This is a genomic window from Pseudomonas sp. S3_A03 (assembly GCF_054668275.1).
On sequence record NZ_CP162753.1, the window covers coordinates 3,780,231 to 3,796,001 of the forward strand.

The 15,771-nt window shown below is 62.3% G+C and carries 16 protein-coding genes and 1 other RNA gene; 9 read left to right on the plus strand and 8 right to left on the minus strand.

Annotated features, from left to right (window positions below; all coding sequences use genetic code 11):
* Positions 1–127: 127 nt before the first annotated feature.
* The 6 genes from AB4O25_RS17305 to AB4O25_RS17330 form a co-directional block, all read right to left on the minus strand.
* A complete protein-coding gene (locus AB4O25_RS17305) occupies positions 128–1,135 on the minus strand; it encodes an extracellular solute-binding protein (protein WP_116078121.1) in 1,008 nt (335 codons plus the stop codon).
* Between the two features lie 95 nt (positions 1,136–1,230).
* Positions 1,231–2,448 carry a 2-octaprenyl-3-methyl-6-methoxy-1,4-benzoquinol hydroxylase gene (locus AB4O25_RS17310; protein WP_175404223.1) on the minus strand — a complete coding sequence of 406 codons (1,218 nt, stop codon included), beginning with the start codon at positions 2,446–2,448 and terminating at the stop codon, positions 1,231–1,233.
* 9 nt (positions 2,449–2,457) lie between these two features.
* Complete coding sequence (locus AB4O25_RS17315) at positions 2,458–2,943, minus strand: DUF4442 domain-containing protein (protein WP_017530879.1); 486 nt, start codon at positions 2,941–2,943, stop codon at positions 2,458–2,460.
* Positions 2,936–4,123 carry a 2-octaprenyl-6-methoxyphenyl hydroxylase gene (gene ubiH / locus AB4O25_RS17320; protein ID WP_017530878.1) on the minus strand — a complete coding sequence of 396 codons (1,188 nt, stop codon included), beginning with the start codon at positions 4,121–4,123 and terminating at the stop codon, positions 2,936–2,938. The genes AB4O25_RS17315 and ubiH overlap by 8 nt, the downstream gene beginning before the upstream one ends.
* Complete coding sequence (gene pepP / locus AB4O25_RS17325) at positions 4,120–5,442, minus strand: Xaa-Pro aminopeptidase (protein WP_017530877.1); 1,323 nt, start codon at positions 5,440–5,442, stop codon at positions 4,120–4,122. Before pepP ends, ubiH begins: the two co-directional genes overlap by 4 nt.
* Positions 5,443–5,462: 20 nt before the next feature.
* The gene (locus AB4O25_RS17330) at positions 5,463–6,020 is read right to left on the minus strand and encodes a YecA/YgfB family protein (RefSeq protein ID WP_015886444.1); all 558 of its coding nucleotides are present in this window, start codon (positions 6,018–6,020) and stop codon (positions 5,463–5,465) included.
* A 139-nt stretch (positions 6,021–6,159) separates the two neighbouring features.
* Between AB4O25_RS17330 and AB4O25_RS17335 the strand changes: the two genes are divergently transcribed.
* The 4 genes from AB4O25_RS17335 (at position 6,160) to AB4O25_RS17350 (ending at position 7,580) form a co-directional block, all read left to right on the plus strand.
* Positions 6,160–6,369 (plus strand): TIGR02449 family protein, encoded by a 210-nt coding sequence (locus AB4O25_RS17335; protein ID WP_007982902.1) that lies wholly within the window; start codon positions 6,160–6,162, stop codon positions 6,367–6,369.
* Positions 6,366–6,683, plus strand: coding sequence for a cell division protein ZapA (locus tag AB4O25_RS17340; protein ID WP_017530875.1), 318 nt, complete (start codon positions 6,366–6,368; stop codon positions 6,681–6,683). Before AB4O25_RS17335 ends, AB4O25_RS17340 begins: the two co-directional genes overlap by 4 nt.
* A 30-nt stretch (positions 6,684–6,713) precedes the next feature.
* Positions 6,714–6,892: non-coding RNA, 6S RNA (gene ssrS / locus AB4O25_RS17345), on the plus strand.
* A gap of 58 nt (positions 6,893–6,950) precedes the next feature.
* Positions 6,951–7,580 (plus strand): 5-formyltetrahydrofolate cyclo-ligase, encoded by a 630-nt coding sequence (locus AB4O25_RS17350; protein WP_017530874.1) that lies wholly within the window; start codon positions 6,951–6,953, stop codon positions 7,578–7,580.
* A 7-nt stretch (positions 7,581–7,587) separates the two neighbouring features.
* Here AB4O25_RS17350 and AB4O25_RS17355 read toward each other — a convergent pair whose 3' ends face one another.
* A complete protein-coding gene (locus AB4O25_RS17355; RefSeq protein ID WP_017253679.1) occupies positions 7,588–7,737 on the minus strand; it encodes a hypothetical protein in 150 nt (49 codons plus the stop codon).
* A gap of 195 nt (positions 7,738–7,932) precedes the next feature.
* On the opposite strand from AB4O25_RS17355, the gene AB4O25_RS17360 reads away from it, so the two are divergent.
* The 5 genes from AB4O25_RS17360 (at position 7,933) to AB4O25_RS17380 (ending at position 15,359) form a co-directional block, all read left to right on the plus strand.
* Positions 7,933–8,382 carry an EVE domain-containing protein gene (locus AB4O25_RS17360; protein WP_017530873.1) on the plus strand — a complete coding sequence of 150 codons (450 nt, stop codon included), beginning with the start codon at positions 7,933–7,935 and terminating at the stop codon, positions 8,380–8,382.
* 69 nt (positions 8,383–8,451) lie between these two features.
* Entirely contained in the window at positions 8,452–9,417 is a 966-nt protein-coding gene (locus tag AB4O25_RS17365; protein ID WP_026067501.1) for an HlyD family secretion protein, read from the plus strand.
* Positions 9,414–12,137: a ribosome-associated ATPase/putative transporter RbbA gene (rbbA, locus tag AB4O25_RS17370; protein ID WP_065879282.1), complete on the plus strand. Its 2,724-nt coding sequence runs from the start codon at positions 9,414–9,416 to the stop codon at positions 12,135–12,137. Before AB4O25_RS17365 ends, rbbA begins: the two co-directional genes overlap by 4 nt.
* Positions 12,137–13,255 (plus strand): ABC transporter permease, encoded by a 1,119-nt coding sequence (locus tag AB4O25_RS17375; protein WP_017530870.1) that lies wholly within the window; start codon positions 12,137–12,139, stop codon positions 13,253–13,255. The genes rbbA and AB4O25_RS17375 overlap by 1 nt, the downstream gene beginning before the upstream one ends.
* Before the next feature lie 100 nt (positions 13,256–13,355).
* A complete protein-coding gene (locus AB4O25_RS17380; protein WP_460149815.1) occupies positions 13,356–15,359 on the plus strand; it encodes an acyltransferase family protein in 2,004 nt (667 codons plus the stop codon).
* On the opposite strand, the gene AB4O25_RS17385 is transcribed toward AB4O25_RS17380, so the two are convergent.
* Complete coding sequence (locus tag AB4O25_RS17385; RefSeq protein ID WP_017530868.1) at positions 15,349–15,756, minus strand: flagellar basal body-associated protein FliL; 408 nt, start codon at positions 15,754–15,756, stop codon at positions 15,349–15,351. The two genes, AB4O25_RS17380 and AB4O25_RS17385, sit on opposite strands and share 11 nt — an antisense overlap.
* Between the last annotated feature and the right edge of the window lie 15 nt (positions 15,757–15,771).

Genomic DNA, 15,771 nt, shown 5'->3' on the forward strand with positions numbered 1-15,771 from the left:
ACACTCCAATGTGGGAGGGGGCTTGCTCCCGATGGCGGAGTGTCAGTCTACTCATCAGTGACTGATCCACCACCATCGGGAGCAGGCCCCTCCCACATTCAGAACTGCGGCGTCCTGCAGATTGTATTCAGTTCCAGCCCGCCCGATCCATCAACCGAATCGCCTCGGCCTGGCGCTTACCCGCCACTTCCACCGGCAAGGTGTCCGCGACGAACTTGCCCCACGTGGCCACTTCGGCCGAAGGCGGCACTGCCGGGTTGGCCGGGAACTCCTGGTTCACGTCGGCAAAAATCTGTTGTGCTTCAGGCGTGGTCATCCATTCCACCAGCGCCTTGGCCGCTTGCGGGTGTGGCGCGTGCTTGGTCAGGCCGATGCCCGACAGGTTCACATGCACGCCACGGTCGCCCTGGTTCGGCCAGAACAGCTTCACCGCCAGGTCCGGCTTCTGCTTGTGCAAACGACCGTAGTAGTAGGTATTGACGATGCCCACGTCGCATTGCCCGGCGTTGATGGCTTCCAGCACGGCGATGTCATCGGAGAACACGTCAGTGGACAGGTTATTCACCCAACCCTTGACGATTGCTTCGGTCTTGGCCGCGCCGTGGGTTTCGATCAGGGTGGCGGTCAGCGATTGGTTGTAGACCTTCTTGGCAGTGCGCAGGCACAGGCGACCTTCCCATTGCTTGTCGGCCAGGGCTTCGTAGGTCGTCAGGTCTTCCGGCTTTACCCGGGCGGTGGAATAGGCGATGGTCCGCGCGCGCAGGCTCAAACCCGTCCAGGCGTGAGCGGATGAGCGGTATTGCAGGGGGATGTTTTTGTCGATCACCGGGGAGGTGAACGGTTGCAGGATGCCCATCTGCTCGGCTTGCCAGAGGTTGCCGGCATCCACGGTCAGCAGCAGGTCGGCGGTAGCGTTTTCGCCCTCGGCCTTGATGCGTTGCATCAACGGGGCTTCCTTGTCGGTGATGAACTTCACCTGCACACCGGTCTTCTGGGTGTAGGCGTCGAACACCGGCTTGATCAACTCGTCGATGCGCGAGGAGTAGACCACCACCTCGTCGGCTGCCTGCACGGCGCTGGTGCTGCCGATGAGGGTGAGTGCCAGGACAGTCAGGAGGCGCTTGGGTGCCAACATGGATGCGGTCTCTCATTTGCAAAAAGAGAGCAAATGATAAGGACTCACATTTGGTAACGCTCAACGGAGGCGTTACCAGATGTTGCACAAACCCCTCAGGGCTTGGCGAGTTCCGGCAGATCGCCGGTCAAGCCCAAGGCTTGGCGCACAAACACCGCCTTGGCTTCGGGCATCTGGTCGACCATCTTCAAGCCGGCATTGCGCAGCCAGCGCAACGGCAGTTGATCGGCCTGGAACAACCGCTCGAAACCTTCCATCGCCGCCATCAGCGCCAGGTTGTGGGGCATACGCCTGCGTTCGTAACGGCTCAGCACTTTCACATCCGCCAGACGCTCAGCGCGTTCGGTCGCCGACAACAACACTTCGGCCAGCACCGCCGCATCAAGGAAACCCAGGTTCACGCCCTGCCCAGCCAACGGGTGGATCACATGAGCCGCATCGCCGATCAATGCCAGCCCCTCGGCCACGTAGCGTTTGGCGTGACGTTGACGCAACGGCACGCAAACCCGTGGGTCGGCATTGACGACCGTACCCAGGCGCCCTTCAAATGCGCGCTCCAGTTCACGACAGAAGCTTGGGTCATCCAACGCCATCAGGCGTTCGGATTCAGCCGGCGTGGTCGACCAGACGATCGAACACCAATCCTCTTGCCCGTCCCGTTCCAGCGGCAAAAACGCCAGCGGGCCGGTATCGGTAAAGCGTTGCCAGGCGGTGCGCTGGTGCGGCTGGCTGCTGCGCACGCTGGTGACGATGGCGTTATGCAGGTAGTCCCATTCACGGGTCGCCGTACCGGTGAGGCGGCGCACAGCGGAGTTGGCGCCGTCGGCGGCGACCACCAGCGGCGCGCGCAAGGTACGGCCATCGGCCAGGGTCAGCAGCCAGTCATCGCCGGAGCGACGCATTTGCTCCAGCCGCGCATTGGCCAGCAAACCCAGGTCGCAGTCGTGCAGGCGGTCAAGCAAGGCGTCCTGTACCACGCGGTTTTCGACGATATGCCCGAGTACTTCGGCGTGTACGCTGGCCGCCGAGAAGTGGATCTGCCCGGTGCCGCTGCCGTCCCACACTTGCATCTCGCCATAAGGGCTGGCGCGACGCGAGACGATGCCTTCCCATACGCCAAGGCGTTCGAGGATGCGCTGGCTGGCCGCCGACAAGGCGCTCACACGGGGTTCGAAGGCCGCATCCCGGTCGAACGGTTTGACACTCAGCGGGCTGCCGTCGAGCAGCAGCACCTGCAGGCCGCTGCCCTGCAACGCCAGCGCCAGGGCGCTTCCGACCATTCCGGCCCCGACAATCAGCACATCTGCGCGCATGTCCATGCTTTAAGCCTGTCTCGCTGGCGGCTTGCGCCGCACGTAAAGGGTTTTGTCGACACGCGCCACCAGCGTGCCGGCGCCGTCATGAATCTGGACCTTGAGGTGCGGCAAATACCTCTCGCCGCCTTCGGTCTGCCGACGCACTTCATCCAACAACGCATCGTCGATAAAAAATTCGGCGTACACCGGGCCTTTGCCCGGCGAAATAAAGTCGATGCTCGCGGCCTTGTCCCACACGATGTAGTCGCGGCCCAGGTTCTCCATCAGCATCAGCATGTAGAACGGGTCGACCATCGAGTACAGGCTGCCGCCGAACTGCGTGCCGACGTAATTACGGTTGTACCAGCCCAGGCCCATGCGCACTTTGACGTGACGAAAATCAGCGCTCATGTGCTGCACGCTGACCCCGGCCCCCAGGTACGGCGGGTACAGGGTCATGACCCAGCGCAACAGCCGCGCCTTGCCCAGCCGTTCGATCAGCCACTTAAGCATCGGGACGCGTACCCAGGCCCATGGCCTGACGGGCGAACCAGCGCTTGGCCGGCGGCAACAGGTCCAGGCCCAGCAGGCCCATATTGCGACCCAATGCCACCAACGGTTGCGCGCTGCCGAACAGGCGCGTGACTTGGTCGGAGAAACCCACGGTCAACTTCTGGTCCAGGCGTTGGCGCTCGCGATAAGCCTGCAATGTGGCCAGGTCGCCCGGCACCGCCGGCCCGGCCAGCAGGGCTTCGGCCAAAGCGTTCGCATCGCGCAGGGACAGGTTGAACCCCTGCCCGGCAATCGGGTGCAGGCTGTGGGCGGCATTGCCGAGGATCGCCAGGTGCGAGCGTACTTGCTCTTCGGCTTCTACCAAGGTCAGCGGATACAGATGTCGCGCGCCGACTTGTTTCAACGTGCCCAGGCGGTAACCGAACACGCCCTGCAATTCATTCAGGAAACTGCGCTCGTCGAGGGCCGCCAGGCGCTGGGCGTCCATGCCGATGCGGGTCCAGACCAGCGCGCAGCGGTTGTCCGGCAGCGGCAGCAAGGCCATCGGGCCTTCATCGGTAAAGCGCTCGAAGGCTTCGCCGTTGTGGGACTCGCTTGGGGTGATGTTGGCGATCAGCGCGCTTTGGTTGTACGGCCGGGTTTTCACGCCGATGCCCAATTGCTCGCGCAAGCCGGAGCGGCCGCCATCGGCGAGTACCGCAAGGTCGCATTCGAGTACGGTTTCATCGTTGAGGGTCAGGCGATAGCCATCGGGCAGCGGCTCCATGCGCGCGACTTCCGCCGGGCAGCGCCAACTCACCACGTCTTTGTCCAGGCCTTGCCACAGGCACTGGCCGAGCCAGGCGTTTTCTACCACATAGCCCAGCGCCGGCACGCCCTCCTCCATGGCGGACAAGCGCGCGGTGGAGAAGCGGCCTTTGTCCGATACGTGAATTTGTTTGATCGGCTCGGCGCGCGGGGAGATAGCCTGCCACACACCCAGGCGCTGATAAATCTGGCGGGCGCCAAACGACAACGCCGACGAGCGTGCGTCGTAGCTGGGTTGGTAGCTGTCACCCGGTGCGAACGGTTCGATCAGCACAATCTTCCAGCCCCGGGCCTTGGCCCCGGCCTGCAACGCCAGCGCCAGGCTGGCGCCCACCAGGCCGCCGCCGATGATCGCCAGGTTGACCCGGCTCATCGTGCAGCCGCCATCAGGGCTTCGATCTCGGCGACGGTCTTGGGCACGCCGCCGGTCAGGATTTCACAGCCTTGCTTGGTCACTACCACGTCATCCTCGATGCGCACGCCAATGCCCCGCCATTTCTTTGCCACGTTCTGGTTGTCCGCAGAAATATAGATGCCCGGCTCCACGGTGAGTGCCATACCGGCTTCCAACACGCGCCATTCGCCGCCCACTTTGTATTCGCCCACATCGTGTACATCCATGCCCAGCCAGTGGCCGGCGCGGTGCATGTAGAAGGGTTTGTAGGCTTCGTCGGCGATCAGTTGGTCGACGTCCCCCTGCAGCAACCCCAGCTTCACCAACCCGGCGGTGATGACCTGCACCGTCGCCTCATGGGCCTGGTTCCAGTGTTTGTTCGGTGCGATCTGCATGAAGGCGGCCTCTTGCGAGGCCAGCACAATCTCGTAGATCGCTTTCTGTTCAGGTGAAAACTTGCCATTGACCGGCCAGGTGCGGGTGATGTCGCTGGCGTAGCAGTCGATCTCGCAACCGGCGTCGATCAGCACCAGGTCGCCGTCCTTGAGCGGTGCGTCATTCTGTTGGTAGTGCAGGATGCAGCTGTTGCGCCCGGCGGCGACGATGGAGCCATAGGCGGGCATTTTCGCGCCGCCCTTGCGGAATTCGTAATCCAGCTCGGCTTCCAGGCTGAACTCATGCAAACCGGCTCGGCTGGCCTGCATCGCCTTGACGTGGGCCGCACAGGAAATCCGCGCGGCCTCGCGCATCACTTTCACTTCCGCCGCCGATTTATACAGGCGCATGTCGTGCAGCAGATGATCCAGGGCAACGAATTCGTTCGGCGGTTGCGCCCCCAGGTGGGCCTTGGAGCGGATCACGTTGATCCACTCCATGAGGTGGCGATCGAATTCGGCGTTGCTACCCATGGCCGAGTACACCCGGTCGCGGCCTTCGATCAGGCCGGGCAGGATGTCGTCGATATCGGTGATGGGGAAGGCATCGTCAGCGCCAAAATCGCGGATAGCGCCTTCGGTACCGGCGCGCAGGCCATCCCACAGTTCGCGTTCGGCGTTGCGTTCACGGCAGAAAAGCACGTACTCGCCATGCTGGCGCCCGGGCATCAGCACGATCACCGCTTCCGGTTCGGGGAAGCCGCTCAGGTACTGGAAGTCGCTGTCCTGGCGGTACACATGCTCGACATCGCGGTTGCGGATCGCCACGGCGGCGGCCGGCAGGATCGCGATGCTGTTGGGTTCCATCTGCGCCATGAGCGCCTTGCGGCGCCGGGTGTATTCCGCTTTGGGGATATGGATCATGGGCAGATGGGCTTCCTTTCTCAGTGCAGCGAAGGCTTGGGTGCGGCAGGCTCAGCGGACTTCTTGGTCTCGGTGAACAGCAGCAAGGGTGCGACGCGCAGGTATTCCATGACTTCCATGTAGTCACCTTCACCGTCTTCGGACTCTTCCAGGGCATCTTGCACTTGGGAGATAGCGGCCAGGTCCTGCAGCACTTCCTTGGCGTCGGTGCTCAGCTCCAGGCCGCCGGCGTTCACGCCGAAACCATGGAGGAAGCCCTGGCACCATTGGCCCAGTGCGGCGGCGCGTTCGGTGAGCGGCGCGTCGTCGGTCGGCAGCAGCAAGACCACGGTGACGTCATCACCGGTCAGCTCGCCCTTGACCATCTCTTGCAGGCCGATCAGCGCGTTACGCACGTTGTCGGTCGGTTCGGTTTCCAGCAGCTCGGCCACATCGGCCAGCCAGTTGTCGGCATCGAAGCCGACACCGGTGCAACTGCGGCCCAACAACACGCCGTGCAGTTCGGCAGGCGAGCATGGATGGCCGCTGGTGCTCAGCAGTTTGGAAAAAGCATCGTACGGGGAGTTCTGAATGGGCATGGTGAGCTAGGCGCCAGACGGCGCAATGTCTAGAATGGAGCGCTGTATCCTAGCACCGGCAGACGTACCAAGACTATCGAGGGCGTCAGATCGTTTATCCTGCAGTTGCCATTCATCAGACAAAATCCAGTGGAACCCAATGGAAGACACCGACCTGCAAGCGCTGATGGCCAGACTCGAATTGCTAATTACTCGGGTCGAGCAACTTAAGAGTCAAAACGGACTCCTATTAGCTCAGGAAAAGACCTGGCGCGAGGAACGCGCTCACCTCATTGAAAAAAACGAAATCGCCCGGCGTAAGGTCGAATCGATGATTTCGCGCCTGAAGGCCCTGGAGCAAGACTCATGAGTTCAAGCAATAGCGTCACCGTGCAGATTCTCGACAAAGAATATTCGATCATCTGCCCCCAGGAAGAGCGTAACAACCTGGTGAGCGCCGCCCGCTACCTGGATGGCAAGATGCGTGAGATCCGCAGCAGCGGCAAAGTGATCGGCGCCGACCGTATTGCCGTGATGGCCGCGCTGAACATTACCCACGACCTGCTGCATAAGCAGGAACGCCCGGATGTACAGGCCAACGGTTCGACCCGCGAGCAAGTGCGTGACCTGCTTGAACGCGTGGATCTGGTGCTGTCCAGCGATTCGGACGCACCCAAGGGCTGATTGCTGCCGGTGTTTAAGGTATACTCGCCCCACTCCCTGGCGTGTTTGCCAGTCGGCGATGTCCCTGAGCCGATTCGCACTACCCTGGAAGTTGCACGTTGGGCTGGTGTGCATGTCCGCTAGACGGAAAGCCTTAAAGCCTACTGCATCTTCCACCTTGAACTTTCGGGTTCAAGGGCTAAGTCGACAGCGGCTCTGTCGGGGAGCCTGAATTCCCAAACTCAATGCCAGTCTCCGGACTGGCATTGTTTTATGAGCCCAAACCCCATGACCGAACCTGCGCCGCTTTCACGTCCGCACCTTCGACGCATGTTGCGCAAGGCCCGCCGCGCCCTCACGCCGAGCGAGCAGCGCAAGGCCGCCCATGGCCTGTATCGGCAACTGGCACAGCACCCGCTGTTTCGCCGGGCCAAGCATATTTCCCTGTATCTGCCGACGGACGGTGAAATCGATCCGCGCCTGTTGCTGCGTGCCGCCCAGCGCCGAGGCAAGGCTACCTATCTGCCGGTACTGAGCGCCTGGCCGCGAACCAAGATGGTGTTCCAGCGCGTGCGGCCTGGGGAAAAGCTGCTGCCCAATCGCTTTCGCATTCTGGAACCACGGGGCAATGCCAAATGCCAACGCCAGGTATGGGCGCTCGACTTGGTATTGCTGCCATTGGTGGGGTTCGATGAAAGCGGTGGGCGCCTGGGCATGGGCGGCGGTTTCTATGACCGCAGCCTGGCCTACCTGGCGCGCCGTCAACGCTGGCGCAAGCCGACGCTATTGGGCCTGGCCCATGAATGTCAGAAGGTCAATCGATTGGCACAGGCCAGTTGGGATGTGCCGCTGGCGGGCACCGTCACCGATAAGCGGTGGTATGTGGCACAAACGCCGCTGGAAGCAGCGGCGTCTTGAGTAAGGGTTAACGCTTGAACGGTTGCGACTGCTGTTGAGTCAGCTCCACCGGTGCATCGGTCTTGTTCGACCACAAGCTTTGCGCATACCCGGTGGTCACGACGCCCAGACCAAACAAAATCACCAAAATCCATAGTAAATCCGGTTTACGTTGCATCGATTGCCCCCCTTCAGGCACCTCGTACACGATGACAACAACGTTCCAAAGTAGTCCGTTGCAGCTGCGTCAAGCTTAAAATCCCGGCATTCTGCGATAACGTGAACCAACACGCAAACCTTGACGCCAACCGACTGTCGGTTTGTCATCAAATTGCCAGACAACTTGCCCACTGCCTTTTTCAGGAGCCCAAAAATGGCCTACTGGCTGATGAAATCCGAGCCCGAGGAACTCTCTATCAACGGCTTGGAAACCCTCGGCGAAGCCCGCTGGGATGGGGTGCGCAATTACCAGGCGCGCAACTTTCTACGGGCCATGGCCGTGGGTGACGAGTTCTTCTTCTACCATTCCAGCTGCCCTGAGCCGGGTATTGCCGGCATCGGCAAAATCGTCAAGGCAGCCTACCCGGACCCAACCGCGCTGGAGCCGGACAGCCATTATTTCGACGCCAAGGCCACCGCGCAGAAAAACCCCTGGAGCGCGATCACCGTCGCGCATGTCCAGACGTTTCCCCGAGTGCTGGGCCTGGGTTACCTGAAACAGCAAACCGCCCTCGCCGAGTTGCCCCTGGTGCAAAAAGGCAGCCGGCTGTCGGTGATGGCCGTGACGCCCGAGCAATGGGCCGCCGTGATCAACCTGCTTTAGCTGACCGGCATCAAGCCCTGCTCGGGGCAAACCGCTCAAACTAGGACGCTAATGCCGCAGGAAGCCGCCATGTCGACGAACCATCACACCTCCCGCGTTTTCGCCATCGCCTTGATCGCCCTGTTGCTGGGCGCCGGCGGCTTTGGTTATTGGCGTTCCATCCAGGACCGCCTGCCCCCTGGCCTGAGCATGGGCAATGGCCGTCTGGAGTCGACCGAAGTGCAGATCGCCGCCAAGATCCCCGGGCGTCTGGCCGACGTGCGGGTGGATGAAGGCGACAAGGTACTCAAGGGCCAACTGCTTGCGCGCATGGACACCCGCACCCTGGAGGCCCAACGCGCCCAGGCCGAAGCCGAAGTGCTGCGCGCCAAGGAAAACTTCTCCGCCGCCCAAGCCAATGTGCAACTGCGCCAAAGCGAACAACTGCTGGCCAGCCAGGAACTCAAGCGCACCCAAGAGCTGTACAAGCGCGGCTTCGCCAGCAGCCAATTGATCGACCAGCAGCAAGCGCGCCAAAACACCGGCAACGCCGCCGTGATTGCTGCCCAAGCCCAGGTCAATTCGGTCAAGGCCGCCATCGGTGCCGCCCAGGCCCAGGTCGCCCAGCTCACCAGTGAAATCGACGACAGCAGCCTGCGCGCGCCCATCGACGGCGTTATCCAGCTGCGCCTGGCCGAACCCGGCGAAGTGCTCGGCGCGGGTGGACGCGTGTTGCTGCTCATCGACCCAAATGATCAGTACATGAACCTTTACCTGCCCGCCTCCGTCACGGGCCGCCTGACCGTCGGCAGTGACGCGCGGATTCTGCTCGATGCCCTGCCCGACCAGCCGCTGCCGGCGAAAATCAGTTTTGTCGCCGCCAAATCGCAATTCACCCCCAAGGAAGTGGAAACCCGCGATGAACGCCAAAAACTGGTATTTCGCGTCAAACTGCGCCTGACCCAACCCAGCGCCGTACCCCAGGCCAAGCCCGGCATGCCGGGTGCCGGCTACGTGCGCACCGCCGACATCGATTGGCCGGCCAACCTGCAATGACCGGCCTGGCGCTGCACGCCACGGGCATCCAGCACCGTTACGGCCAACAACAGGCGCTGCTCGACATCGCGTTCAGCCTGCCCGCCGGCACACGCTGCGGGCTGATCGGCCCGGACGGGGCGGGCAAATCAACCCTGCTGGGGCTGATCGCCGGGGTCAAAAAGCTTCAGACAGGGCAACTGGAGGTGCTCGGCGGCGCCATTGACGACCGACGACACCGCAACAACCTTTACCCGCGCATTGCTTTTATGCCTCAGGGCCTGGGCGGCAACCTGTATCCCGAATTGTCGATCAGCGAGAACATCCGCTTCTTCGCCACCCTGTTCGGCTTGTCTACAGCCGACTGCAACCAGCGCATGCACAACCTGCTGCTGGCCACCGACCTGGCGCGCTTTGCCGAGCGCCCGGCGGGCAAACTCTCGGGCGGCATGAAGCAAAAACTCGGCCTGTGCTGCGCGCTGATCCACGACCCGGACTTGCTGATCCTCGACGAACCCACCACCGGCGTCGACCCGCTGTCGCGTCGTCGCTTCTGGGAGTTGGTCGACACCGTACGCAGTGGGCGCCCGCAACTGACACTGCTGGTGGCCACGGCCTACATGGAGGAAGCCGAGCAGTTCGAACATTGCCTGATGCTCGACCGCGGCAAACTGATCGCCGACGGCCTCAGCCACGAACTGGCGGCAGTGACGCCCAGCGGCAAACTGGACGAAGCCTTCACCCACTTTCAGGGCGACAGCGCGCATGGCAACCAGCCATTGGTGATACCGCCGCGCGTAGGCGCCAGCAGCGATATCGCTATCCAAGCGCATGACTTGACGCTGCGTTTCGGTGATTTTACGGCGGTGAACAAGGTCAGCTTTGCCATTGGCCGGGGTGAGATTTTCGGTTTCCTCGGTTCCAACGGCTGCGGCAAGACCACCACCATGAAAGTCCTCACCGGGCTGATGCCCGCCACCGAAGGCCGTGCGACGCTGCTGGGCAACCCAGTGAACGCCAAGGACCTGGCCACCCGTAAACGCGTGGGCTTCATGTCACAGAGTTTCTCGCTGTATGGCGAACTCAGCGTGCGCCAGAACCTGATATTGCACGCGCAACTGTTCGACCTGCCCAAGGCCGACAGCGGCCCGCGCATTGATGAATTGATCCAGCGTTTTGACCTTGGCGCGGTGGCCGAGCAACCCTCCAGCGAATTGCCCCTGGGCTTGCGCCAACGCCTGTCCCTGGCGGTCGCCGTGCTGCATCGCCCGGAAGTGCTGATCCTTGATGAGCCCACATCGGGTGTCGACCCAGCGGCGCGGGATGATTTCTGGCGGCTGCTGGTCCAATTGTCGCGCGAGCAAGGGGTGACCATTTTCCTGTCCACCCATTTCATGAACGAAGCCCAGCGCTGCGACCGCATCTCGTTGATGCATGCGGGCAAGGTACTGGCCTGCGATACCCCTGATGCCTTGCAGCGGCAGTTCCATGGCGACACCTTGGAAGCCGCGTTCGTGACGTGCCTGGAACAGGCTCAAGGCGAACCCGGCCCCAAACCCACGGCGCCAGCCGACACCGTCAGCGAAACAGGCCCACCGCCCATCAGCAAACACGGCTTGCGCCTGTCTCGACTACTGGCTGTGGCCAGCCGCGAAGGCAAAGAGTTGCTGCGCGACAAAGTGCGCATGGCCTTCGCCCTGCTCGGGGCGATGTTCATGATGGTGATCTTCGGCTACGGCATTTCCCTGGACGTGGAAAACCTCGCCTTCGCCGTCTACGACCAAGACCAGACTCCGCAGAGCCGCGCCTACCTGGAGGCCTTTCGCAGCTCGCGCTACTTCGCCGAGCAAGCGCCCATCCAAGACGCCAAAGAATTACACCGGCGCCTGCAGCGCTCGGAAATCAAACTGGCCCTGGAGATCCCGCCGGGGTTTGGCCGCGACCTTTATGCCGGGCGCCAACCCACGGTCGCCGCCTGGCTCGACGGTGGCATGCCGTTTCGCGCAGAAACCAGCCGCAACTATGTAGAAGCCGTGCATCAGAGCAACCTGCAGCAACTGGCCGAACTGAGCAGCCTGCCGCGCAGCACCCAAACCGGCGCCAAGCTGCAGACCCGCTTTCGCTATAACCAGGACGTGGTCAGTGTGAACGCCATCGGCCCCGGCGTGATGGCGCTGATCCTGGCGTTTATCCCGGCGATGCTCACCGCCTTGGGCATCGTGCGCGAGAAAGAACTGGGCTCGATCACCAACTTTTACGCCACGCCGCTGACGCGCCTGGAATTCCTGCTGGGCAAACAAGCGCCGTACCTGGCCGTGAGCCTGGTCAACCTGGCGCTGCTGGTGGCGATGAACCGGTGGCTATTGGGTGTGCCATTCAAGGGCAGCGGCCTGACGCTTGCGTTTGGCGGCCTGCTCTATGTGTTGGCCACCACCAGCATGGGCCTGCTGATTTCCGCGTTCACCCGCACGCAGATCGCGGCCATCCTCGGCACCATGATCATCACCAGCCTGCCGACCATCCAGTTTTCCGGGCTGATCGTGCCGCGCTCCTCGCTGGAGGGCGCGGCCGCGCTGATGGGCACGCTGTTTCCGGCCGGGCACTTCCTGGATATCGCGGTGGGTACCTTTACCAAGGCCCTGGACCTGCGCCAACTGTGGCCGCAGTGCCTGGCGCTGTTCGGGTTTTTCGTCGGGTTCACCGGGCTGAGTCTGGTCATGCTCAAGAAGCAGGAGGTGTGATGCATAAGTTCACGCACATCCTGCGCCTGGGGATCAAGGAACTCACCAGCCTGCGCCACGACAGCGTGCTGCTGCTGTTTCTGTTCTACGCCTTCACCGTCGCCATCTACATGCCCGCCGCCGGCTCAGTGATTGGCGTGCACAACGCCAGCGTGGCGTTTGTCGATGAGGATCACAGCGCGCTCTCACGACAGATGGCCGAGGCCCTGCAACCGCCGGAATTCCACCCACCGGTGCCCCTGGCCTATGACCAATTGGACAAGGTGATGGACAGTGGCCAGTACACCTTTGTGGTCAATGTGCCGGCCAACTTCCAGGCCGACCTACTGGCAGGCCGCGAGCCGGGCGTGCAGGTGAACGTGGATGCCACGGCCATGAGCCAGGCCTTCATGGGCGCCGGCTACATCGGGCGCATCTTCCAGCGCGAGTGGCTTGACTACAGCGGCCAGGCCGACGCCGCCAGGCAGTCCCCGGCACGGCTGACCACCCGCGCGTTATTCAATACCAACCTGGAAGGCGGCTGGTTCCTGGCGGTGATCCAGATCGTCAACAACATCACCATCCTCGCCATCGTACTCACCGGCACCGCACTGTTGCGTGAGCGCGAACACGGCACTCTCGATCACCTGCTGGTGCTACCGCTGACCGCGCTGGAAATCATGCTGGCAAAAATCTGGAGCAACATGCTGGTGGTGGTGCTGTGCACCTGGGTGTCGCTGGAGGTGGTGGTCAAAGGTTTGCTTGGCGTGCCGCTGGCCGGGTCGCTGAGCCTGTTTTTGCTGGTGACCGCGCTGTATCTGTTTGCCAGCACCGCCTTGGGGATCTTCCTCGCCACCCTCGCCCGCTCGACGCCGCAATTCGGCTTGCTGGCGATCCCGGTGATCATCCCCATGCTGCTGCTCTCCGGCGGCAGTACGCCGCTGGACAGCATGCCCGAATGGTTGCAGTGGGTGATGCAGGGCTCGCCGTCGACGCATTTTGTGAGCCTGAGCGCGGCGATTCTGTTCCGGGATGCGGGCGTCAGCGTGGTGTGGCCGGATTTGCTGGCGCTGGCCGCGATTGGCTTGCTGTTTTTTGCCGTGGCACTGGCCAGGTTCCGCAAAAGCCTGGCGTCCTGATCGGGTAAACACCTGGTCGCATACCTGTCCGAACGGCTAGTCGTCACCCGGCGCAGGCTTTGGCAGAATCCGGGGCTCGCTCATGCCCAGGGACCTTCGCGTGTCCCAGTTCGCCAGCACCTACAAACCGGCCATCGATGGCCTGCGGGCCATTGCGGTTCTCAGCGTTATCGTCTTCCACTTGGACGTGTTCAGCCTGTTGCCCGGCGGTTTTACCGGCGTAGATATGTTCTTCGTGATTTCCGGGTATGTGATCAGCCAGTCGCTATGGGAGCGCCGCGACCTGAGCTTGGGCCGCTACCTGGCGGACTTCTACCGGCGCCGATTGCTACGCATCATGCCCGCATTGCTGACCGTGCTGTGTGTGAGTGTTGTGCTTAGCGCGATGTTCATGCCGCAATACTGGCTCAGCGAGCTGATCAATCGCACGGGCCTGGCGGCCTTTTTTGGCCTGAGCAATCTGGTGCTGGCCTGGAACACCGACACCTACTTCTCGCCCAGCGCCGAACTCAACCCCTACCTGCATACCTGGTCACTGGGAGTTGAGGAACAGTTCTATGTGATATTCCCCGCGCTGTTCTTTATATGGCTGCGTTATCGGCAACGGGTCGGGTTTGCCTGGGCAGTGCTGCCGCTGCTGGCGATTGCCTCGATGATCATCGGCGCGTATCAGGTAAAGGTCGCGCCGCTGTCGGCGTTTTACCTGTTGCCTGGGCGCTTCTGGGAGCTGGCCGCCGGCGCCATCCTGTTTCAAGCCATCGGCACCCGCGATGTCACGCCCCGCCTCAATCGGCTGGCCCCTGCCCTGTTGATCGGTGGCCTGGGCTTGGTGATGGTCGGTTTCCTGTTCGCCCAACCCCGGCAGTTTCCCTACCCCTGGGCCATGGTCACCGTGGCCGGCTCGCTGTTAATGATCGCGGGGATCGTATTGCGCGCCGACAGCTCGCCCGGTGCGTTGCAGCGCGTGCTGCAAACTCCATTGGCGACGTATATCGGCCGGCTGTCCTATTCGCTGTACCTGTGGCACTGGCCGGTCGCGGTGTTCCTGCGCTGGACCGTCGGGATGGAGCTGCTGATCGTGCAGTGGCTCTACCCGGTGCTGGTGGCGCTGCTTGCGGCAGCGTCCTATCACTGGATAGAAACACCGATCCGTAGCGGCCACTCGGCGGTGCAACGCAAGGCGGGGTTCACGTTTGCGGCCGGTTTGAGTGTCACCGGCCTGATGTGGCTGGGTGCGCTGTGGGTGTCGGTCAACCCATCGACGCTGTCACTCAGCCAGACCCGCGATACCTATACCTGGTACGCCTATAAACATTATCCCCAGGAAGATTTTGCCCGCCTCGACGACCCACGCCTGAAGGGACGGCAATTGTTCGTCATGGGGGATTCGCATACCGCGGCCTACCGCACCTTGCTCAAGCTCGTCTCGCTCAAACTGGGGGTAACCGTGACGGAGTACGAACAAGGCGGTTGCGGCGTCGTCAGCCTGATCGGCCCGGACCCTGCACATTGCGCGGCGTTGCGAGAAGCCCAACTCCAGGAGATCTTGGCCCGCGCCAAGCCGGGCGACGTGGTATTCCTCGCCTCGCTGCGCATGCCGGAGCTGGCCGGACGGGCGTGGCGCGAAGGTGAGGCCGCCATGGTCGATGACGCTTTGGGCGAACTGACGGCCGATAACATTGAAGCGGCGCGATTGGCCGCCGACGCGCTGTTAAGCCGTTTGCAGAACGCGCAGCTGACTGTGCTGATCGATGCGCCCAAGCCGCTGTTCAAGGCCGCGCCCAACCGCTGCTCGGATGCGTTCAACCGCATGAACCCCGTCTGCGCGCCTGGCCTGACGATGGCGCGGGACCAACTTGAACGGCTCCGCGCGCCGCAAATGGCGTTGTTGCAACAGCTGCAGGCAAGCTATCCGGCGTTGCACGCCTGGGATCCGCTACCGCTGCTGTGCCCCGGCCCGATCTGCTCGGCCTATGACGCAAACGCCAAGCCATTGTTTTTTGACTCAAACCACCTCAGCGGCCACGGCAACCGCGTACTCGAGCCATCCTTCAGCGCAGCGTTGCTGAAGATCTGGGGTGTGACGCCGCCGGCTACTGAATGATCAGGTTGTTGAACAACAGGTCTTCCACTACCGGCTTGCCGGTTTCGTCGTTCATTACTTGCTGGGTTTGCTTGAGGGCTTCCTGACGCAGTTTCTCTTTGCCTTCGACAGTGCTCATAGCGTCGTTGGTCTGCTGGGTGAACAGCGCCACCAATTGGTTACGAATCAACGCGTCGTTGGCTTTGACGGCGGCGGCGGCTTCGGTACCGGTCACGCGCAAGGCGATATCGGCCTTGAACACCTTGAGTTTCGCCGTGCCGTCCAGGCCGTAGTTACCCACGAAAGGCGGGCTCAGGCTGATATAGCTGACCTTCGGCGCCTCGCCTTCTTTGGCTTCTTCGGCCTGGGCTGCCATCGGCAGGGTCAGGGCCAGCATCAACAGGATCCACGCTTTCACAGTTCATTCCTCGAA

Bases quoted from the DNA above. Each gene is read 5' to 3' on its own strand.
- AB4O25_RS17355 (WP_017253679.1), bottom strand. From the start codon at position 7,737: ATGCAACGTAAACCGGATTTACTATGGATTTTGGTGATTTTGTTTGGT.
- AB4O25_RS17360 (WP_017530873.1), top strand. From the start codon at position 7,933: ATGGCCTACTGGCTGATGAAATCCGAGCCCGAGGAACTCTCTATCAAC.
- AB4O25_RS17315 (WP_017530879.1), bottom strand. From the start codon at position 2,943: ATGCTTAAGTGGCTGATCGAACGGCTGGGCAAGGCGCGGCTGTTGCGC.
- AB4O25_RS17375 (WP_017530870.1), top strand. From the start codon at position 12,137: ATGCATAAGTTCACGCACATCCTGCGCCTGGGGATCAAGGAACTCACC.
- AB4O25_RS17350 (WP_017530874.1), top strand. From the start codon at position 6,951: ATGACCGAACCTGCGCCGCTTTCACGTCCGCACCTTCGACGCATGTTG.
- ubiH (WP_017530878.1), bottom strand. From the start codon at position 4,123: ATGAGCCGGGTCAACCTGGCGATCATCGGCGGCGGCCTGGTGGGCGCC.
- AB4O25_RS17310 (WP_175404223.1), bottom strand. From the start codon at position 2,448: ATGCGCGCAGATGTGCTGATTGTCGGGGCCGGAATGGTCGGAAGCGCC.
- AB4O25_RS17330 (WP_015886444.1), bottom strand. From the start codon at position 6,020: ATGCCCATTCAGAACTCCCCGTACGATGCTTTTTCCAAACTGCTGAGC.
- AB4O25_RS17340 (WP_017530875.1), top strand. From the start codon at position 6,366: ATGAGTTCAAGCAATAGCGTCACCGTGCAGATTCTCGACAAAGAATAT.
- AB4O25_RS17305 (WP_116078121.1), bottom strand. From the start codon at position 1,135: ATGTTGGCACCCAAGCGCCTCCTGACTGTCCTGGCACTCACCCTCATC.
- rbbA (WP_065879282.1), top strand. From the start codon at position 9,414: ATGACCGGCCTGGCGCTGCACGCCACGGGCATCCAGCACCGTTACGGC.
- AB4O25_RS17335 (WP_007982902.1), top strand. From the start codon at position 6,160: ATGGAAGACACCGACCTGCAAGCGCTGATGGCCAGACTCGAATTGCTA.
- AB4O25_RS17365 (WP_026067501.1), top strand. From the start codon at position 8,452: ATGTCGACGAACCATCACACCTCCCGCGTTTTCGCCATCGCCTTGATC.
- pepP (WP_017530877.1), bottom strand. From the start codon at position 5,442: ATGATCCATATCCCCAAAGCGGAATACACCCGGCGCCGCAAGGCGCTC.